Below are 20,609 nucleotides of genomic sequence, written 5' to 3' on the forward strand. Positions count from 1 at the left end.
ATTATGGGTCGCAACTACGGGATTGTTGCAAAGTGAAGATACATCAAGGCTTTATCGCGGGGATCATCACCCTGTCCCTGCTGCCCGCCATGGCCGCCGCGCAGGCAACGGGACAGGTGCAGGACAGCACGCAATGGGCGCAGTCCCCCGCGGGCGCGCGTCAGGCGCTGGCGACACCCGATGCCCCGGCATCCGCCCCGGCCGTGCCGGCCATGACCATTGACGAACGCCATGACGGGTGGGTGGCGATCCACCATTCCCCCGACCACGGCCTGCATACCGACCTGTGCATCGCCGGGGCGGAGAACGAGGTGTTGATGCTGCGCGCCGATGCGGATTCGTTGCAGATGCGCAGCGCGGACGACCATTGGACCCTGACGCCCGGTTCCACGGGGGACATGACGGTGCGCATCGGCGCCTATCAGCATGTCTTTCACATGCAGGCGAATGACGCGACCACCCTGTCGGTGGACCTGAAGCCGCAGGAAATGACCGACCTGCTGAATGGCATGGAACGTGGGCAGCGGGCGTCGGTCGAATACGGGTCGCGCACGGTGGTTGATGTGGCGCTGGGTGGCAGCGCGCCTGTGCTGGACCGTTTCCGTGGATGTGCCGAAACCAACCATTTCGCCGACCTTGGCCACGCGCCGGGCAACCGCGCCAATCCATTCTGATCCGGCCCATTTTGATCCGGGCGGTTCCGACATTGGCGGGGTGATGGGGCGATGTCCGCGCCCCACGTCCCCCACATGCCCCACGCACCGCAACCAGCGCATGACAGCCTGCCCCCCGCCCCGTGGTGACAATGCGGATGGGATGGGAAAAAATCCCGCCCATCATCGCATGGACCCCACGGAAGGACAGAATAAAGTGAATCAAGTGTTTCTTGGGCGCATATGGCGTGCGGCGGCGGTGGCGGTCACGGTGTCGGCGGCATGCGCCACGATGCCGGGCATGGGCCATGCCGCCGCCCGTCACGTCACCCCGCCCGCACCGCCCCCGCCGGTCATGGATGTGCCGACCCTGCTGTCACAGGCGCCGTCGCTGGTGGGGAAACGTGTGACCCTGTCATGTTATATCGCCTCCGCCAGTGCGGGCGGGGCCGCGTGTGCCGCATTCCGCATTGACGACCTGCCCGGCAGCGTGAACTGGAACGGCAGCGTGCCGCTGGATGGCACATCGCTGGAGGCCGCGTCCTCGGACAAGGCGCAGCAGATGTGCGGCGATACCGGCATGCACCCGCAATGCCGCGCGGAAGTGACCGGCATCGTGTATGACCCGTTCGGGGATATGGGCGTGCAGGGAAAGCGTAATTTCGAACTGCGCGATGCGCGTATCCGCTGGCTTGCCCTGCCGGAAAAAGCAGCGACGGCAAAACGTCACTAGGGCATTTCCACCAAAAAACCGGTTCGGTGAAAATGCTCCGGTTTATTGTTTTTACGCGCATCTTCACCCGTTTTGAATGCATGCATTCACACAGGATCTGTTCTGGCCCGCACGTATCCTGGCGAAAGGGACCGCGTGAAAACAGCCGCATGAAACCTTGGGGCTGTGGCCTGTTTTCATGGCGGCCTGTGGCGGAAGAGAGTGTTTGAAAACAAGCCGTTGATAAAAACAGGAAAAGTTTCTGGGTGCCGCCTTTCGATCGAAAAAGGCGGCGTCTTTCGAAGCTTTTTGGAAAAAGCTTCACCAAAAACTTTTGTAATTTCAGTATGTTATTTGGCCTGACCTTTTCAGGCGACCGCCATAAAGGCGGCAGCCCCCGCCGGTGGCATTACACTCAACCCATTCCCGGCCCGCCTGAACCGCCCGGCCCGTCGGAACTGTCGTCCTGCCCGGGGGAGCCGGTCATGCCGCCCATGCCGCCACTCTGGCTGGGGTCGCTGGGTGGGTGGTTCGACGCGCATGCCGCCAGTCCCGCCAGCATGCCCGCGATGCATATCATGCGTGTCATGGCCGTCCACATCATCAATCGTCCTTATTCACGTTCTGGTGATATATTTAGGTAGCCACCAGCAAAAGGAAAAGACGTTGTTTGGCGAATCCCGCGGGGCCGCCGCCATGATGGCGGCGCAGGTCAGGGGGCTTTCGTCGCGCTGATGCCAAAGTGGAAAAGCGTCGTGTGATCAAATGTCTGACCAGGGCGGAGTTCCGTGGTGGGAAAGTCGGGATGGTTGGGGGAGTCGGGGAAATGTTCGGCCTCGAACGCGACGGCGTCGGTCTGGCGATAGGCGCGGCCCGACACCCCGGCATAGGCCCCGTCAAGCGAATTGGAGGTATAGACCTGCAATCCCGGCTGTGTGGTCCAGACCTCCATCATGCGGCCTGACGCCGGGTCGCTGATCTGTGCCGCAAGGCGCGGTGTTGTCCCGGCGGGCGTATTGATGATCCAGTTCTGGTCATACCCGCGTGCATACATGATCTGCGGGTCGTTATCGCGCAGGTGATCGCCGATGCGGTGGGCCGTGCGGAAATCCATCGGTGTGCCCGCCACGCTGGCGATCGGCCCCAGCGGGATGGAGGTCGCGTCGGTGGGGGTAAAGGTGTCGGCATTGATGCGCAGGATATGGTTTTCGATGCTGCCGCTGCCTTCGCCCGCAAGGTTGAAATAGCTGTGGTTCGTCAGGTTCAGCACCGTGGGCCGGTCGGTTGTCGCGGTGTAATGCACACCAAGCGTATTGGCGTCATCCAGCCGGTAGGTCACATGGACATGCAGCGTGCCGGGAAAGCCCTGGTCGCCATCAGGGCTTATCAGCCCCAGCGTGACGCTGGCGCCATGGGCGTCGGTCTGTTCGCCCTCAAAGGTCCAGACCTGTTTGTCGAACCCCTTTTTCCCGCCATGCAGCGCATTGGGCGGTGCGGTGATGGCAACGTGATAGGTGTGGCCATGCAGCGAAAATGTCCCGCGTGCCAGACGGTTGGCATAACGCCCGATAATCGCGCCAAAGAACAGGCCGCCACGTGCGCTGTCATGGGTATAGCCCGACAGGGTGGGAAAGCCGAGCACCACGTCGCGCATGTCGCCATGGCGGTCCGGGGTCTCGATCGCGGTGATGGTGGCGCCATAGGTCATGAACCGCACGGTCACGCCATGGGCATTGCGCAGGGTGAACTGTTCCACCGCATGTCCATCATCGGTGGCGCCAAACGGGGCGCGGTCGAAACTGACGGCGGGTGCGGGTGCGGCCCATGCCACAGGCAGCCCCCCCACCACCGGCGCAAGGGCGGCAAGCATCAGGCAAAAGGGGCGCAACAAAGGGGACATGGGCGGGTATCCTGCGATATCGGGGATGTGGCGCGGCACGGCAACGCGCGTCGGCCAATCATGCCGCCCTTCACCAATACGGGCAACCACCGCCCCCGCATGTCGCAGGTGCGTATGCGGGGGGAGGGAAACGGTCCGGACAGGGCAGGCCCCGGCACCACGCGGTATCATAGAACGTTCTGGTGACGCCATTTTCAACAGGCGTTGGAAAATGGCGCCTGCCGCAGAGAGTATTTGAAAGATCGGGTTCCATAATATGGTGAAATTATAAAGGTTTTTGGTGAAGCTTTTTCCAAAAAGCTTCGAAAGACGCCGCCTTTTTCGATCAAAAGGCGGCACCCAAAAACTGTTATTTTTTATCAAAGGCTTTTTTCAAATGGTTATTTTAGAACTCATAAGAATTTAATTTATGCATAATGAATTTATTCCTGCTATATTTCTTTTTAAGATGCTCCTGTCGTTGATAAATGTCAGAACAATTTTTATCCATTTCAGCAGAGAGTTCAGTTTTCCTGTTCTGCGGCAGGCTGCTGTCCCATTCTCCGGCCAGATACTGACAGATATCTGCATCATGGGAAAATATCGCAACATCGTCTGGAAAATTTCCGCCCGTCCTGGCCATGGGCGATGAAATATTCACGAAATATAATTGGAATGTAAAAAGGATAAAAAATAAACCATGGCAATTAAGATTGATGTTTGCGGGGAATGGACATTTTAAAAATACCAAATAATTTTTCAACATCCTGAATATCTTTTTTATCGCATCCTGTGGGATCACACTTCCCAACTGTCATCCGTGCCATTGCGATATGGAGGAAGGAGGGGCGTGTGCGGGAAAGGAATTTTCTGAAATCGTCATGGTTGTGACGGGAAAAGGCTTGCGCGTTATCTGGCCTTGGAAAGGGCTATTTTCAAACCGAAAGCAATAAAAAGACCGCCGGTCAAGCGATCAATCAAAGACAGGAAACGCGGCCTTTTCAACAGCCGGAGCAGAGGTGCCGTTGCCATGGCCAGAATGGAAAACCACAGCACGGTAAGCATGGCGTGAATAGAGGTCAGTAAAAGCGCATACTGTACCAGATGGCCCGATGGCGGCATAAATTGCGGCAGGAAAGTAACATAGAATATCCCGACCTTGGGATTGAGGATATTGGTCAGGAAGCCTTGCCTCAATGCCTTTGACGCAGAAGCCATTGATGACGTCATGCCATCGGTCAGGTTTGTGCGTGGGTGAAGCAGCAGGTTGATGCCCAGCCAGCATAGATAGGCCGCCCCACTCCATTTAATAAGGTTATACGCCAGTTCAGAGGCGCGTAAAACGGCCCCCAGTCCAAGTGATGCCGCGATCCCCCAGACCAGACATCCCAGCGCCACGCCCAGCCCTGCCATCAATGCGGGTCGTGTCCCGCTGCTTGTTGCGACACGCAGGACCATGGCCGTATCAAGGCCCGGTGTTATGGTCAGAAGGGAGGCCGCGGCAACAAAAGCAATCAGGGACATGGTTTCTAAATCTCGGAGGTTGTTTTGGAGACTGTTTGAAAAGTCAGGCTTGATAACATACTGTAATTATAAAAGGTTTTGGTGAAGCTTTTTCCAAAAAGCTTCGAAAGATGCCACCTTTCTGAAAAAAGGCGGCACCCAGAAACTTTTCCTGTTTTTTATCAAAGAGTTGTTTTCAAACAATCCCTTACATTCGCGTTCGGTAAAATGGGTTTTTTATTCTGTGTTCAACGGCTTCAGTCTAGAAGCGATCATGCCTTTTTTCAAGAATGCGGCAGCTTTACAAAGCCCTTTTGAAAAATCCTTGCCGGGATTCCTATTCTTCCCGTGGGGGCCTTGTCCTGCCTTTATCTGCCCGCAAAGACGACAGCAGGTCCGCCCCTGTCGCGGGTGGGGGCCGCCTGTGGGGCGGATGTCGGAAAATCGACTTTGGCAGGGGGCGCTGTTATAAGGGGCGCGCTGTTATAAAAGCAGCATTCTTCATCATGATTTTGCGGGGACAGTCTGTGCAGTGCGAATGGCGTAGGTCTTATGACCGGCTGGTTCCGATGTTGATCAAGGAGCATTTCGGCGATCCCGGTGCCCTGACGCGGCAGTTTCCCTATATGAAAGCGACGTTCCCGTGGAAAGGTGACGATTTCATCATCACACCACAGGTGCTTGCAAACCCGGATAATGGCTATCATGGGGTTGAACGGCTGGCCATGGCGCATCATCAGGCCGGGGCCTGGCAACTGGCGGGGGAATACTGGCTGATCGCGGCGGGATGGCGGCGCAACAGGATGGACGCCAGTGACGAACGCCATGTGGCGGCCTTGCAGTTTGTCCTGCGGCATGTCGAATATAACCGGGCGCTGGCGGAGTGGAAAAAGAAAAAACGCAGCCGCAGCGCCATGCCCTATCCTGAACAGTTCGGGCTTTCAGACGGTATGTCCCCCCACGATACATAATAGGCAGGGCACGTGCGTCCTGTGGGTGCGCTCCTTGCGGGACATGCCCCCTGTATGTGCCCCCGTGTGTGTGTGTCCCTTGTGGGATCTGCCCTTTGTGGGACACTTTCGGGACACCGCGCCCGATCCTTTCGTGATTATAGCGGGGGCTGTTTGCAACTGGCCGACGGGCCGGGGACCATGCATGTTTCTGGACGGTGCCGTGTTTTCACATGGCAATGTCTTTCAGAGACTGTTTGAAAAGACATGCTCGATAACACACCGAAATCATAAAAGTTTTTGGTGAAGCTTTTTCTAAAAAGCTTCGAAAGACGCCGCCTTTCTGAAAAAAGTCGGCACCCAAAAACTTGTCCTGTTTTTTATCAATGACCTGTTTTCAAACACTCTCTCACGGCGTGCTGACAGGCAAGCGCCACCCAAACCCTGTACGGGTCTGCCCCGGTGCTGGTCAAACAGCCGCCCCCCGGCATGGCGGGTGAGGGGGGCGGGCGGTGATGTCGCGCCTATTTCGAGGCGGGGAAGGCGAACATCGCGGGATGGTTGAACAGGCTGCCGGTGATGGCGGCATACAGGATCGTCTTGCCATCAATGCTTTCGGGGCCACCGCCGATATTGAGCCATGTCAGGGTCTCTTTCGGGCTGTTGTCCGTGGTTTCGAAACGCAGGCCGTAAATCGTCGTGGCGTCGAAAAGGACGACAAGCTGGTGATTGGCGCAATCATGCTGTTTGCAGGCCAACAGAACGGTATAGGGCTTGCCCCCCATGGTGACGGGCACGGCCTCGGACTGGGTTGCGCTGTTCAGCCAGCCCGGCTTTGGCGTCTTGCCAAACATCGTGTCGAACCGCTTTGTCCAGGCGGGATCATGCAGGTATGTCGTCAGTGTCACCGGGTCCGCCGCGGCGTGGGCCAGGGGGCACGCCATGACGCAAACAAGCAGTGCGCCCGCCAGTATTGTGGCTAATTTCATATGGACCTTCCTCAATGCTGTGCCAAAACTGGCTGCATGAGGACCATAACGCGTGTTCCGTGAAAAAACCGCCAATGCCCGGGGTAAAAGTTTCGGGGGATGCCGTTTTCACAATCACGCCCGCAACGCGGCGCCGATATCAGGGACTTTGAGGATGTTTGAACCGTCATCCTCAATAACACACTGAAATCATAAAAGTTTTTGGTGAAGCTTTTTCCAAAAAGCTTCAGAAGACGCCGCCTTTTTCGATCAAAAGGCGGCACCCAAAAACTTTTTTATCAATGACCTGTTTTCAAACACTCTCTTGGGCGCGCGGATACCATGGGTATGGCCATCCGGGGCGGGCGCGTCAGCCCCCCGGCCGCATGTCCGTGCGATGGCCGGTATCCGTATGAAACGTGCCGGCGTAAAACGTGCCCGAGCGCAGCGCGCCTTCGATCTGTTCCAGGCTGGTGCCTGCGGTTTCGGGCACGTATTTCCAGACGAACGCGAACGCCGCGACATTGATGACCCCGAACAGCCAGAACGTCCCCGTCGTGCCCAGCGCCGCGACAAGCGACAGGGTGACAAGCGAGACAAGCGTATCGGACAGCCAGACCGTGGCGCTTGCCATGCCCATGGCCTTGCTGCGCACGAACAGGGGAAAGACCTCGGCCGCGATCAGCCATACCGCAACCGACAGGGAGCCGAAGTTAAAGAAGATATAGCCCAGCAGCGATGCAACCATCAGCACCAGCCGCACCCCCGTCAGGGGCGCGGGGTCAAGGAAGACACCCCCCAGCACAAACAGCGACAGCGCCGCCACCGGCAGCATCCACAACATCATGCGCCGGCGGCCGACCCGGTCGATCAGGGCGATGCCCATGGCCGTGGTGATGGTGGATGTCACCCCGACCCCCACCGATGTCAGCAGTGCCGCCGAATGCCCCAACCCCGCCTGTGACAGGATGATGGGCGCGTAATAGACAATGACATTCGGGCCTGAAAGCTGTGAAAAGGCCGCAACCCCCAGCGCGGCAATCAGCGCGGGACGGATCCAGCGCGGTTTCAGGCTGGCCCGGTGTTCCCCCGCCGTCGTGGCCGCGCCAATGCGCAGGACATCATCCAGTTCCTGTCGCACGATATCCTGATGCCCACGCAGTTTATACAGGATGGAGACCGCATGATGTTCACGTTCATGATGCAGCAGCCAGCGCGGGCTTTCGGGCAGGAACAGCATCCCCACCCCCAGCAGCAGCGCCGGGATGGCACCCAGCATGAACATCGCACGCCATGACCCGGCCCCCCCCGACAGTTCATACCCGACAAAGAACGCCAGAAGCAGCCCCAGCGAGAACACAAGCTGGAACAGCGACACCAGCCCCCCGCGCCGTGCCGCGGGCGCCAGTTCGGCGACATAGACCGGCACGATCTGCGTGGTGGCCCCGATCGCAACCCCCAGCCACAGCCGCGCCCCGATCAGCGTGCGCACATCAGGGGCCAGCCCACAGACCAGCGACGCGACGATGAAGATCGCGGCCGCCACCATGATGGCCGGTCGCCGCCCCCACCGGTCCGACACCGGACCGCTGAGCAATGCGCCAAAGATCGCACCGATATTGAGTGCCGCCGCAACCCATTCCTGCCCCGCGGTGGACAGGGAGAAGGTCTGCGTGACGAAAATCAGGGCAGAGGCGATGATCCCGGTATCATATCCGAACAGCAATCCCCCCACCGCCGCGACGGCCGCGGCGATGGAGACATATCGCCGCGCGGCCACGGTCTGGTCCCCCCGATGCACCATGCCCGACAGCGCGGATAACGCGCGCTGGTGGGTCTGGTGATGCGATGTGGCCTGGATGTCCGCAGTGGTGGGCATGCCGGGGTCCTTTGGCTAGGTTTTTTTAAGAGAGTGTCTGAAAGCAGCTCATTGATAAAAAAGCAGGAAAAGTTTCCGGGTGCCGCCTTCTGGTCGAAAAAGGCGGCGTCTTTCGAAGCTTTTTGGAAAAAGCTTCACCAAAAACCTTTATGATTTCAGGAGATTGTTAAGCCTGACTTTTCAAACAGCCTCCAAGGGCAGCGTTTTTCAGGGGGGAGGCCGCCCCCTGAACCCGTGATGTGCTTCAGCCCGCGTCCGATGCGGCGAAGATATCGCGCAGGGTCTTTTTCATCACATCGGCATCCATCGTCTTGCCAAGCCACAGCTCCACCCCGATCACGCCCTGATTCACCAGCATCCCCAGCCCGTCCAGCGGCGTGCAGCCACGTTCGCGCGCCGCACGCAGGAAACGGGTCATGGGCGGGTTGGGAATGACATCCGCCACGACCTGCCCCTTTGTCAGGGTATCGAGGTCCACTTCCGGCATGGCCTGCGCATCGCCCAACCCCACCGAGGTCGCGTTGATGACGATATCGGTCCCTTCGGGAATGCGGGCCGCGCCATCCCACGGGTGGGCGGTTGCGTCGCTGTCGGTATTGTCACGCACCAGAGCGGCGATGGTCTCGGCCTTGGCCGGGTCACGGTTCACGACATCCAGATGCGCAACCCCCGCCAGGCCCAGTTCCACCGCAATGGCCCGCGCGGCCCCACCGGCCCCCAGCATGAAGACCCTCTTGCCCTTCGGGTCCACCACATCCTGCAAGGAGGCGAGGAAGCCCTTGCCGTCGGTATTGTTGCCCACCAGCCTGCCATCACGGATCGTGACACAGTTCACCGCACCGATGATCCGCGCCGCTTCGGCCAGGTCGTCCAGATGCGCGATGACCGCCACCTTGTGCGGCAGGGAACAGTTGAAACCAACCCATTCCATCGCGCGCGCGCCGCGCACCGCATCGGCCAGGTTTTCGGCGCTGACGTCGCAATTGATGTAACGCGCGTCGATCCCGGCATGGCGATATGCCGCCTCGATCATCGCGACGGTGGGATTGTCACCACAGGGCGTGGAAAATGATCCGGTCAGGATGCTGCGGAAATTCTGTTCGGGCATGGGTGCGGTCCTGCGTGCTTGAGGATTGCATAGCTATGCAAAACAACACGCTTTTCATGCCCCGATGCAACCCCTAATCGCGCAGGGCCGGGTCTTTGCCCCATGCCCATGCCCATGCTCATGCTCATGCTGTGCCTGTGCCTGTGCCTGTGCCTGTCCCGTCCCGTGTTCGGGCAGGTGCGGTGTGGTGCGGTGCCGTCCCGTCCCGTCCGTCCTGTGTTCGGGGCCGTCCCGTCCTCGTGCTGTGCGTGCTTGTGTCTGTCTGTTGTCTGTCTGCTTGCTGTGCGTATCTGCGTATCTGCGTGTGCATGCGTGCGTGTCGATGTCCGCGTTTCCTGCGCCTGCGTGCGCCCCTCATGCGGCGCATCACGGAATGGCGGGATCGCCGTTTCGCCCGCCGCCGCCCGTGCTGCCACGTTCGATCAACTGTGCGTCAATCACATGTGTGCGCGACAGGGGCGTGTCCTTGGTGCCAAGGGCCTCGTCCAGCAGGCCCATGGCGCGTGCGACCATCTGTTCCGTATGCTGGTCAAAGGAGGTCAGGTCGTAACTGCGCCATGCGGCCTGCGGGATGTTGTCATATCCCGCCACCACGACATCGCGCGGGCACAGCAGCCCCATGCGTTCGCGCAGGGCGTCGATCACGCCGCAGGCCATCATGTCGTTGCTGGCGAAAATGCCATCCGGGCGGATGCCGCGCCGATCCAGCTGGGTGATGGCGGCATACCCGCTATCATATGTATCGTTGCCCCGTACCGTCGTCAGGTGCGCAGGCGGCAGGCCGGTTGCGCACAGCCCGGTGCAAAAGCCCGTGCCCCGTGCGTGCGACGCCGCGTTTTTCGTGGGACCGGCCAGCCACACCGGGCGCATGACCCCATGGCGCGCCAGCAGGTGCGCCGCCGCCCGCCCCGCGCCGTGGTTGTCGGAATTGACGGTTGAAATCCATGGTCCCACCCGTGATGAATTAAAGCACACAACCGGCAGGCGCAGCGCGGACAGCGCCCGCACCACGGCGGCCGACCCGATGGCCAGGGACGTGACGATGGCGTCGATGCGATAGCTGACCAACTGGTCCAGCGCACTGTCGAGTGTCAGGGCGTCATCCACATGCATCAGCAACACCTGAAGGCCGCTTTCGCGCAGCGCCGTCGCCAGCCGTTCAAGTGCGGTGGCATAAAACGGGTTTTCCAGCCCCCCGATGACCACGCCCACCATGTATGACCGGCCCGACTGCATGATGGCGGGGATGCGGTTGGGCCGATATCCCAGGTGCGCGGCGGCGTCCATCACCTTTTTCCTTGTCCGTGCAGAGATGCTCGAACCCGGCGAAAATGCGCGCGAAACGGCGGATTGCGATACGCCAGCCATCCGGGCGACATCAATGGACGTAACGGCGCGAATGGTAATGTCCCCCTGCATGGCCCGCGTGCCCGGCTGTGGTTTCCCGGTGCACTCTGTAACGACCCTAAATCTGTAACGATCCTAGCCCGTATCGCGCCGTCATGCCATGCCGGGGCCGCTATAACCGGGCGGGACCAATCCGTCACGTCCCGCCGGGTGCGCCCCGGCATAGGCACCCTGCCAGAACGTTATGTCAGATACGTCACGCCCGGCCACCATGACGGGCCATCAGGCTGGGGGTGGGATGCGTTGGGCCAGATACATGTTGGATCAGGATAGGCAGGGTCGGGAGGCATGGGGGTGGGATGCCCACGGTCCGGGATATGCAGGGTTGGAACGGACTGGGGCGGGAGATGAGAAGGGGGACATGATGGGGCAGGACAGGAGGGGCCGGGCAACGTCGTGTGGGGCCAACGCGCTGGGTTTGCGCCTGATCGGTGCGTGGTGTCGCCGCCTGTATCAGGCCGGATGCGATGGGGGCCCATTGATGCCGCCAGCCCCCGCGACCTGTGATGTTTTTTTCCAAGGCACCCTCGACGGGATATCTGGCGGTTAGGGGCGCGTTTGAAAACAAATCAGTGATAAAAAACAGGAAATGTTTTTTGGGTGCTGTCTTTTTTTAAAAAAGGCGGCGTCTTCTGAAGCTTTTTGGAAAAAGCTTCACCAAAAACTTTTATGATTTCAAGGTGATATTGTCTTTGGTTTTTCAAACTGCCTCTTATCAGGGGGGGGCAATAAGGGCAGGGCGGCTCATATGCCGCGCTTTTGCAAGGGGGGCGTGTTGTCGGTTGCCCGTGGGCACTTCCGGCCTGTCCTGCATGTGTCTTGCATATAGGCATGTGCGATATCTGTCTGGCGGGTTGTGGCAGGGGTGATTGTGACAGGGCGCCATGCCGCCGGGGGAGCGTGTCCCCCGGACGGTGCCGGACATGCCTGTGTGCGGGGTGTTTACAGGCTGTTTGAAAAGTCCCTCTCCATACCCTCGCGGGAAGAATGATAATTTTCTAAAAAACCTTTGAAAATCATCGTATTTTAAAAAATGTTAAAATAACGCCTGAAATGTCCGATTCCTTAAAAACTGTTTGAAAAATCAGGCTCGAGAACGCCCTGAAATTATAAAGGTTTTTGGTGAAGATTTTTCCAAAAAGCTTCAGAAGACGCCGCCTTTTTAAAAAAAGGCAGCACCCAAAAACTTTTCTTTTTTATCAATGACTTGTTTTCAAACGCTCTCTTAACAAGGTGACGTTGTGTCAAAGCTGTCTGGACAACCCCTTTCCCAAAACCAGCCTTATGATTGCAGGACATTCCCTATGCCGACAAACAGTCCCTTAAAGGCTGTTTGAAAAATCAGGATCAATAATATCCTGAAATTATAAAAGTTTTTGGTGAAGCTTTTTCCAAAAAGCTTCAGAGGAGGCCGCCTTTTTGAAAAAAGGCAGCACCCAAAAACTTTTCTTATTTTTATCAATGACTTGTTTTCAAACACTCTCTTAACAAGGTGAGGTTGTGTCAAAGCTATCTGGACAACCACTTTCCCAAAACCAGCCTTATGATTTCAGGATATTCCCTGTGCTGACAAACAGTCCCTTAAAGACTGTTTGAAAGATCAGGATCAATAATATCCTGAAACTATAAAAGTTTTTGGTGAAGCTTTTTTCAAAAAGCTTCGAAAGACGCCGCTTTTTTCATCGAAAGGCAACACCAAAAATCTTTTCCCATTGTTTCTCAACGGTTTGTTTTCAAACGGTCCCTTGCTGTTTCGCGCCCCCCACCGGCATCAGGCGTGCCGCCCGGCTAAGCGCCATGATCGGGAAAAGCTGCCGGTACAGGTCGTAACGCAGCATGAACGCACGGGACAGTTCCGCCCCCTGCGACAGGCGTTGCGACAGCATCGGATCGTCGAGCTTGATGGTCTGTCCCACCCCGTATCCGGGAAAGCCCGTGCCGGTGAACTCTGCTTCATGCCAGCTTCCGTCGGGTTGCTGGCGTTCGATCAGGTAACGGCACCCGCGCGCGATCGCCGGGTAATCCTGTGCCCGGTTCGCGGCCACCAGCCCCATCACCGCCCATGCCGTCTGTGATGGTGTGGTCGTCCCGCGCCCGACCGATGCGATTTCCATATATGAGGCGCAGCTTTCGCCCCATCCGCCATCTTCCTGCTGGTGCGCCACCAGCCAGTCGCACGCGCGGGCGATATAGGGCTGGGTCATGTCCTCCCCAATCGCGGCAAGCGCGGGCAGGACCGCCCCCGTGCCATAGACGTAATTCACGCCCCACCGCCCGAACCACGGACCGGCGGGGTCCTGTTCCGCACGGACATAGGCCAGGGCGCGCTGGATCGCGGGCATGTCGCGCGGCAGGCCCAGCAGGCCGAATGCCTCCAGGATATGCGCCGTCACATCGACCGATGGCGGGTCCAGTGCCTCGCCAAAGTCACAGAACGGGATCTTCGACAGCAGGCTGCGGTTGTTGTCCTTGTCGAACGCGCCCCATCCGCCGCATTCGCTCTGCATCGCCACCAGCCACCTGACCGCGCGGTCGATGGCGGCGTCCACGCCCTTTTCCTTCCATTCCGGGCGGTTGCGGCATGGCGCCAGCGCAATCAGCGCCACGGCGGTGTCGTCGGTGTCGGGATACCGGTCATTGGCATATTCGAACGCCCATCCGCCGGGTTCCACATCCGGCAGCTTGATGGACCAGTCGCCGCGCACGCGCACCTGCCGCGCCAGTAGCCAGTCAAGGGCACGGTCCATTTCCGGGGTGAAGCGGTCCTCCCCCCCCGCGTCATGCAACGCCATCAGCGCCAGCATGGTGTCCCATACCGGGCTGTTGGTGGCCTGTATCCACGATGCATTGCCCCGGTCATGACGCCAGCCCGGATCGTCCAGCGCACCCAGCGACCTGGCCATGACGGGGTGGTGCAACTGGTAATCCTCGCCATGCAGGGCCATCAGGCCGTACACCCATGGCGGCTGGATGCCGCCCCACCCGCCATCGGCGTCCTGGTGGCGGATGATCCATTCCAGCATGTGGCGGATGGCCGCCCCGCGCATCGTGCTGCGGCGCAGGACATTGGATTGCAGCCAGTGCAGCCCCCGGTCCGTGGTGCGAAAGAAGGTGGCCCACAGGTCGCGCCCTTCCTTTTTGGGCAGGGTATAGTCGAAATTCGCCCGTCCTTCGGGAAACAGCGCATCCAGCCGGTCCTGCGGGCGCAGCGGGCGGCTGGGCCTGCGTGCCGACAGGATCGCCAGCGGCACCAGTGTCGCGCGTGCCCATTGGGCAAAGTTATAGATGGAAAAGACGAATTTATTGGGAAACCAGATGATTTCGGGCGGCAGGTTGGGCGTCTTTTCCCACGGCCATTCCCCGATCAGCGCCAGCCAATACCGTGTAAAGACACGGATATTGCGCAATCCCCCCTTGCGCGCGATCCATGTGGCCGCGCGTGCCAGGGCGGGCGTATCGGCGGGATATCCCAGCGAACGCAGCGCGGCATATGCCTCCACCGTTGCATTGATGTCGCCATTCCCCGCGCCGTAATAGACCCCCCACGACCCGTCCTCGCGCTGCATTTCCAGCAGCGCGTTGCCAAGGCGCGGGCGCAGCGGATGGTTTTCCAGGCCAAGGAACCACAGCGCGATGCACCATTCCGCCTCCATCGAGGCATTGGAGCCGACAGACCCCACCCAGTGACCATCGGGTTTCTGCTGCTGTATCAGCCAGTCGCACGCGGCAGAGATCGTGTGCGTCATGCTGTTGCCCATCCCCGCAAAGGGGGCGCCGGCCGTCTGTGTCTGCGTGCCCGTGGCGTCAGGTGCGGCGGGGGCTGTCGTGACCGGGGTGTGACCTGTCGTATCCATTGTCTGTAAATATCCGTGCAAGATAGCAAGAAAAGAGCAAGTTGGACGCCACTCAGGCGCTATGTCGCCGGGGCGGGGGAGGCAACGGCGGGCGATATCATGGTCTGGATATCGGCGAACACCGTGTCCCATTGTGCCTGCGCCATGTCGATAAAGCCAAGGGTACGCAGCAAAAAAGCACCCTCTGCCGCAAACAGCATCGTGCGCAGCCGCTGCACCTCGTGCGTGGTGGATGTGGCGGCGGGGCTGAACCATCCGGCATACCATTGCCGGATACGGTGCAGGTGGCGGGGCGATTGCAACAGCGTGACCAGCATCCCGGCCATGCGCGCGCGCGTGGCGTCGTCAATCTGGCTGCATACGCGCACATATGCGCGCACACGCGCCATGGGGGAGGCATCGGGACCACCATATTGCGCGGCCTGCATATCGAACGCCGCGATCCAGCGTTCCACAAGGGCGGCGATCAGGTCATCCTTGTTGCCGAAACAATATTGCAGCCCGCCCTTGGTAATCCCTGCCTGCCGCGCCACGGCATCCAGCGTCAGGGCCGCCGCCCCCGAACGCTGTACCACCTGTTCGGCGCAGTGCAGCACATTTTCACGGTCGATGGTCTTGGGTCGCGCCATGATGTTCCCTGCCTGCTGTCGCCATCTGCTGTCATCCCCTGCCGTTCGGGGTGTGGTTTCAAGGGGCGTGGTTTCAATCCATATGGATGGAATTAAACCACGCCCCCATGGCTTTCAACCCCCCATGGTTTTCATGCCCCATGGCGTTGGCCGCCCATGGCTTTCCCCACCCATGGCTTTCCCCTCTGTGCGGTGGGTATGGTATGACGGATATGCGGTGGCGGATATGGTATGAAGGGCCACGGCATGGGCGCGCGGTCACGTGCAGGACGGGTTTGGGTTGGGATGATTATTCGGGGCTATAACTTCTTTTGCGACATGACGCCGGACATGCAGTATCTGCGCAACCATGACCCGGTGGACGGTTTTATCGAACGCAACATGATCTTTGTCCTGCCCGACCGTCTGCGCCGCTTTCGCAAGAACCTGTACCATGTCCGTCGCAACACGGGGCCAAGCCACGAATATTCCCCCCTGTTTCGCGTCCGCAGCCAGTTGCGGTCCGACCCGGTGCCCGCAGGGTATGACGGGCCGTGCGACGTGTTCCCATTTTACGCCAACGCCACCATGACCCGCACACGGCACAAGGATTATTACGTCCTGTTTATCTTTCGCGACAAGATGTCATGGGCGCGCTTTCGCCAGATCGCGGGGGCATAAGGGCGCGCATCATGCTGCATTGCGGCATCGCCCCTATGCGAAGCGGTTGCGGTATGGGATATACAACGCGGCTGCATAAATCGGGCATGGTGGCAACCGGGCATGGCGGTCTGGCACCGCATGCAGGGAGACAGGAGCGTATGAAGGATCGTGTGGCATTCGCCATGGCGTCAAAAGTGATGTGGGCCACAATGATGATGGCCCCCGCGATGTCGGCCATCATGATATCGGCCGCCGGTGCGCCCGCCGCATGGGCCGCCCCGGCGATTGTGTCCCCAATGAGCGCCACTCCTGCGATCGCCACCCCAGTAATCGCCACCCCTGCGCGTGTCACCCCTGCTACCGTGCCCCCGGTTGTTGTCTCTGCCGCCGCCACGACCGGTGCTGCGGCCCCCGTGACCGCGCCCCCCGTGACCACGTCGCCTGCATCCGCGTCCCATGTCCCCGGCACGGACCCCGCGCCGGTGTTGCAGAAACTGCCGCCATACCAGAACAAGGTGACGGAATATATCGACCGTTCCTCCATCCGGGTACATGGCAATCATGCCTCTGCCACGTTCATGCAGGATTTCGATGACGAAATGGTCAGCCATGGCCTGCCGTTCGCGTCCGTCCGGTTTTCGGTCATGTATAACTGTGCCGCCAATACGTATCGCACCCTGTCCTATGCCACGTGGTCGGGACATATGGGCAAGGGGCGGAAGCTGGCGGATGGGCCGGTGCCGCGTGGGGAAATGACGGTCGATCCGTCGTTGGAGGACGGGCGACGCATTGCGTGTGGTCGCTGATCCGGTTTACCCACAGTTTCGGGGATAGGCATACGGGTAACCGTGTGGATAAATCCGTCAGTAATGTGGAAAACGATGTGAAAATGCGGCGATCGTGCGCCGTGAAAGTGGGGAAAACACCATGGATAGCAGAATCGTCGCCGCCCTGTCTGATGCGCTTGCCCCGCCGCCGGGTGCTGCGCCGACGGTCGTGCCCACCAATGACGCCGCCCGCCGCGCACAGGCGCGCGCGGTGCTGGAGCGGCTGGAGGCGTCGGGATTTCAGGTCATAATGGCGGACCCCACCGCAACCCAGGCGCGACAGGCGCTGGCGATGATCCGCATGGGGGTGAATGACCTGTTCTCTGGCGAGGACAGCCGACTTAAATATGCATCATTGTTCGTGCTGTTTGTGGTGCTGCTTTTGTTGTATCTGCAACCGCTGGCTGTGCTGTTCGGGTTGCTGGCCATTGGTGTGGTCTTTTTCGTTATGTCATTAACAAGTAAGAAATAAGTATTATTTCGATATGCGTTGGACCTGTTACCTGAACATCTTCAACGAATTCAGTGGGGTATATTCTAAACCCTGGGTTGTTGTTTTTTAAATTCAGGTTTGATACAGATCAACGTAAGAAACCACCCGTAACATACACTTGGCGCTGCATAATGGATGCAATGCCGCGTCCTCATGGCGGGGGCGGTTTTCTTGCGGGGGGTCCTTTGCCGGGTGCTGGTCATGGACGGCCAGGGGCGGAATCGGATTGATGCTGATGATCGAACGTGCCAAAGGCCGTGAACAGCCAAAGCCGGCACCAGATGCGGCCCTGTTTGATGATCCCGTGCAGTTTGCATCCGATATGCTGAAGACGCTTGGCCCGCAGGCCGTGCAGGTGGCCACCACGCGGGCGGGCTATTTCCTGAGTACAGGTGATTTCCGCCGCGCCATCGCATGGGTGCGCGTGCGGCGTATCCTGCGCGGGTGGCTGGATACAACCCCACGCGCCAGCGGCCTGCATTAAGGGCGTGTCTGAAAAGTCAGGCCCAATAACATCCTGAAATCATAAAGGTTTTTGGTGAAGCTTTTTCCAAAAAGCTTCAGAAGACGCCGCCTTTTTCGATCGAAAGGCGGCACCCGGAAACTTTTCCTGTTTTTTATCAATGCGTTGTTTTCAAACCCTCGATTAGAGGGATATGCGCCCCATTGTCGGGGGCAACGGATCAGGGCGCGCCGTGGCCCAGCAGATGGGTCAGCAATGTAAAGAACCCGCCGCAGACGACGCTGCCCAATGCGATGACCGGCCCAACCCAGATGTCGCGCAGGACCGCACGCACCTGCCGCATGGCCCGGTGGGTGGGTGCGGGACGCGCGTTCGCGGTGACGCCACGTGACGATGCGACGCCAGCAGGCGTGGCGCAGGATGTGCGGGGCAGGCAGGAAAGGGACATGGCGTGGCTTCCTGGGGTGGGGTCAGGCACCCCCAAAAACGACTTCGATGTATGAACGGTCGGGCCTGATGCCCCTGCATGCGGCACAAGTCAATGCGCAAAATGCCGCCTGTGACATATTCACAGGTCAGGCCGCGTCACAATGGCGGAAAAACGCCATATCACCAATTCATGGTTTCCAAAGGGTAATACCCTTTGGTGGGGGTTCGGGGGCAAAGCCCCTGAATGCTGCATTTATAACAGACGCAGTATCCGGGCGCTGCCCGGACCCGGCAGGGAGCATGCTCCCTGCACCCTGATCTGTTTTAAGGAGAGTCATGGTTTCCAAAGGGTAATACCCTTTGGTGGGGGTTTCGGGGGCAAAGCCCCTGAATGCCACACTTATAACAGGCGCAGCCTCCGGGCGCTGCCCGGACCCGGCAGGGAGCGCGCTCCCTGCACCCTGATCTGTTTTAAGGAGTCACGGTTTCCAAAGGGGAAATACCCTTTGGCGGGGTGCAGGGGCGGTGCCCCTGCGTTGTGTCAGGCCGCGTGTGTGGCGGGACGGGTCCAGCGCGCGTGGGCTGCGTGGTTCACCTGCAGGCTGAGCGTAATGACGCCGCTGCGGCCGTTCCACAGTTCGGGGGACAGGCGCGCCATGCCGGTGGTCCAGCGCCATGCGCATTCCGCATCCCGTTCGTCGGGATGGAATGCGGGGGCAAGCAGGGGGTGATCCACGCCGATGGCGACCCCGCCCCCGGTGCGGCTGTCGCCGATCCACGCATCACGCACCTGCACGCCCAGCGCCCGCATGTCGCCCGTTTCGCCCTCAAGGTAAGCGGGACGGAAGGTTGCGCTGTGCAGGGTGACGTTGCGCGCGGTGGCGGGGAAGGTGAAGTGCGTCAGGCCACCGGTCATGACGGGGGCAATGCGTTGTCCATCGGCCATCATGTGCAGGTTGGCATCCTGCGTCGGCCGCCATCCCATGTCCTGCGCACGGGCCAGCAGACGTTCGCGCAGTTCGTGGATGACGGGGCCTTCGTCATGGAAGGGCAGGGCGTGCCTGTGGATCAGTCCGGGCGTGCGCTGCGGGTCGAGGCCCTCTGCCCCGATGGCGAATTCATGGCGGTTGCCGACATCCATGAAGCTCTCGCTGCCAAGGCCGGACGCCACCAGCACGTCATGACTGTCGAGTTCGACATGCCAGTAACGGACCTCCACCCGGTCATCCTGCGTGATGCTGATGCCATTGAGCAGCGTGCTGGCGGGCACGAACACGTCGGTGCCGTCGCGCAATGTCATGGCGATGGCATGGCCGGGTGACACCGCGACGTCGCGCGTGGGGACGTTGGGGGCGATGGCGTGGGCGCTGATGCGCACGGGCTGTGCGATGTGGCGGCGTGCTGCGGGCATGCCCGTGCACAGGATGCGGCGATGGCCAAGCCAGCGGACACGGCGGTGCGCACCGGATGCGGTCACGACCTCATCCCCCGCGCGCAGATCCTCCACCGCGACTTCGCCACGGGGGGTCAGCAGCAGCGTGCCTTCGGTAAAGCATGGCGTGCTGGGCACCGATGTGGCGGGCGTGAAGCTGTTGCCGTTGCTGGTCGCGGTAATGGTGGAGGGAACATCATTGGACGTCGTATAGGTCGTATTCGTCAGATAGGTATAATAACCGCCGGACTGGTTAGTATCTACGATCTTGCCGTTATCCATGTTGTTTGTTGTCTGTGGCGGGGCGTACAGGATCGTGCCGTCGCTGGTGGAATAGGGCGTCTGCTGCAAGACCGTTGTCACAGTGCCGCCTTCCGGGCTTTGGAGTGTGGCATCGACAAAGCCGGTATTTACGCCGTTGTCATAAATACTGTTCAGTTCCAGCGTCTGGGTGCCGGTCCCGAAACCCGGATCATAGGCGGTTTCGTTTGAACCGCCGGACTCCTGTGTATTTTCGCTGTTAGCTTCAGCAAGTGTCTGAACCTGGAGTGTCGTGCTGCCGTCGCTGTTCTGTGGCAGGGGGGACGATGCGGTTGTGGACGTGTCCGAATTGTCGTTCGTGTCGATAAGGAAAGCCTGGCTACTGGTTTCGTTGCCGTTCTTATCAATCGTCGTTGTATATTTTGTGTTCTTGTAATCAGTATACGTGTTCGCCATTTCTGCGAATTCTCCGGTATCGGGCGGATGGAAAAATAATTCCGCGACGGCTGAAAGGAATTAT

19 protein-coding genes are annotated in these 20,609 nt (G+C 59.6%); 7 read left to right on the plus strand and 12 right to left on the minus strand.

Annotation, left to right across the window (positions count from 1 at the left end):
* Positions 1-32: 32 nt before the first annotated feature.
* Positions 33-674, plus strand: coding sequence for a hypothetical protein (locus FYB92_RS03570; protein WP_003621674.1), 642 nt, complete (start codon positions 33-35; stop codon positions 672-674).
* Positions 675-870: 196 nt separating this feature from the next.
* On the plus strand, positions 871-1,386 hold the full coding sequence (locus FYB92_RS03575) for a hypothetical protein (protein ID WP_141313084.1): 516 nt from the start codon (positions 871-873) through the stop codon (positions 1,384-1,386).
* A 394-nt stretch (positions 1,387-1,780) separates the two neighbouring features.
* Here FYB92_RS03575 and FYB92_RS03580 read toward each other — a convergent pair whose 3' ends face one another.
* The 4 genes from FYB92_RS03580 to FYB92_RS03595 all read right to left on the minus strand — a co-directional run bounded on the left by FYB92_RS03580 (position 1,781) and on the right by FYB92_RS03595 (position 4,768).
* On the minus strand, positions 1,781-1,954 hold the full coding sequence (locus tag FYB92_RS03580) for a hypothetical protein (protein ID WP_155116163.1): 174 nt from the start codon (positions 1,952-1,954) through the stop codon (positions 1,781-1,783).
* A gap of 123 nt (positions 1,955-2,077) precedes the next feature.
* Positions 2,078-3,265: an aldose epimerase family protein gene (locus tag FYB92_RS03585; protein WP_408902388.1), complete on the minus strand. Its 1,188-nt coding sequence runs from the start codon at positions 3,263-3,265 to the stop codon at positions 2,078-2,080.
* A gap of 385 nt (positions 3,266-3,650) precedes the next feature.
* On the minus strand, positions 3,651-3,887 hold the full coding sequence (locus FYB92_RS03590) for a hypothetical protein (protein ID WP_075632674.1): 237 nt from the start codon (positions 3,885-3,887) through the stop codon (positions 3,651-3,653).
* A gap of 266 nt (positions 3,888-4,153) precedes the next feature.
* The gene (locus FYB92_RS03595; RefSeq protein WP_062809522.1) at positions 4,154-4,768 is read right to left on the minus strand and encodes a LysE family translocator; all 615 of its coding nucleotides are present in this window, start codon (positions 4,766-4,768) and stop codon (positions 4,154-4,156) included.
* Between the two features lie 548 nt (positions 4,769-5,316).
* Here FYB92_RS03595 and FYB92_RS03600 point away from each other — a divergent pair.
* Positions 5,317-5,718, plus strand: a complete 402-nt coding sequence (locus FYB92_RS03600; protein WP_231106300.1) for a hypothetical protein — start codon at positions 5,317-5,319, stop codon at positions 5,716-5,718.
* Between the two features lie 503 nt (positions 5,719-6,221).
* Here the strand turns inward: FYB92_RS03600 and FYB92_RS03605 are convergent.
* The 6 genes from FYB92_RS03605 to FYB92_RS03630 all read right to left on the minus strand — a co-directional run bounded on the left by FYB92_RS03605 (position 6,222) and on the right by FYB92_RS03630 (position 15,542).
* Positions 6,222-6,686 (minus strand): Ivy family c-type lysozyme inhibitor, encoded by a 465-nt coding sequence (locus FYB92_RS03605; RefSeq protein WP_003621691.1) that lies wholly within the window; start codon positions 6,684-6,686, stop codon positions 6,222-6,224.
* A gap of 349 nt (positions 6,687-7,035) precedes the next feature.
* Positions 7,036-8,544 carry a sugar porter family MFS transporter gene (locus FYB92_RS03610; RefSeq protein WP_062809520.1) on the minus strand — a complete coding sequence of 503 codons (1,509 nt, stop codon included), beginning with the start codon at positions 8,542-8,544 and terminating at the stop codon, positions 7,036-7,038.
* A 244-nt stretch (positions 8,545-8,788) separates the two neighbouring features.
* Positions 8,789-9,652, minus strand: a complete 864-nt coding sequence (gene aroE / locus FYB92_RS03615) for a shikimate dehydrogenase (protein ID WP_003621694.1) — start codon at positions 9,650-9,652, stop codon at positions 8,789-8,791.
* A 366-nt stretch (positions 9,653-10,018) separates the two neighbouring features.
* Complete coding sequence (locus tag FYB92_RS03620; RefSeq protein ID WP_075596426.1) at positions 10,019-11,071, minus strand: LacI family DNA-binding transcriptional regulator; 1,053 nt, start codon at positions 11,069-11,071, stop codon at positions 10,019-10,021.
* Positions 11,072-12,792: 1,721 nt separating this feature from the next.
* The gene (gene shc, locus FYB92_RS03625; RefSeq protein ID WP_048859354.1) at positions 12,793-14,817 is read right to left on the minus strand and encodes a squalene--hopene cyclase; all 2,025 of its coding nucleotides are present in this window, start codon (positions 14,815-14,817) and stop codon (positions 12,793-12,795) included.
* Positions 14,818-14,972: 155 nt separating this feature from the next.
* Positions 14,973-15,542, minus strand: a complete 570-nt coding sequence (locus FYB92_RS03630; RefSeq protein WP_003621705.1) for a TetR/AcrR family transcriptional regulator — start codon at positions 15,540-15,542, stop codon at positions 14,973-14,975.
* Between the two features lie 285 nt (positions 15,543-15,827).
* Here FYB92_RS03630 and FYB92_RS03635 point away from each other — a divergent pair, with 285 nt between their 5' ends.
* From FYB92_RS03635 to FYB92_RS03650, 4 genes are all read left to right on the plus strand, one after another.
* On the plus strand, positions 15,828-16,202 hold the full coding sequence (locus FYB92_RS03635; RefSeq protein WP_003621706.1) for a hypothetical protein: 375 nt from the start codon (positions 15,828-15,830) through the stop codon (positions 16,200-16,202).
* A 53-nt stretch (positions 16,203-16,255) separates the two neighbouring features.
* Complete coding sequence (locus FYB92_RS03640; RefSeq protein ID WP_332828186.1) at positions 16,256-16,990, plus strand: surface-adhesin E family protein; 735 nt, start codon at positions 16,256-16,258, stop codon at positions 16,988-16,990.
* A gap of 121 nt (positions 16,991-17,111) precedes the next feature.
* Positions 17,112-17,483 carry a hypothetical protein gene (locus FYB92_RS03645; RefSeq protein ID WP_064305511.1) on the plus strand — a complete coding sequence of 124 codons (372 nt, stop codon included), beginning with the start codon at positions 17,112-17,114 and terminating at the stop codon, positions 17,481-17,483.
* A 250-nt stretch (positions 17,484-17,733) separates the two neighbouring features.
* Positions 17,734-17,988 (plus strand): hypothetical protein, encoded by a 255-nt coding sequence (locus FYB92_RS03650; RefSeq protein WP_003621713.1) that lies wholly within the window; start codon positions 17,734-17,736, stop codon positions 17,986-17,988.
* 199 nt (positions 17,989-18,187) lie between these two features.
* On the opposite strand, the gene FYB92_RS03655 is transcribed toward FYB92_RS03650, so the two are convergent.
* A complete protein-coding gene (locus tag FYB92_RS03655; protein WP_332828187.1) occupies positions 18,188-18,415 on the minus strand; it encodes a hypothetical protein in 228 nt (75 codons plus the stop codon).
* Between the two features lie 522 nt (positions 18,416-18,937).
* Positions 18,938-20,545, minus strand: coding sequence for a Hint domain-containing protein (locus FYB92_RS03660; RefSeq protein ID WP_332828188.1), 1,608 nt, complete (start codon positions 20,543-20,545; stop codon positions 18,938-18,940).
* Positions 20,546-20,609: the final 64 nt, after the last annotated feature.

The sequence above is a fragment of the Novacetimonas sp. GS1 genome (assembly GCF_036686925.1).
In the GTDB taxonomy this organism is placed as follows: Bacteria; Pseudomonadota; Alphaproteobacteria; order Acetobacterales; family Acetobacteraceae; genus Novacetimonas; species Novacetimonas hansenii.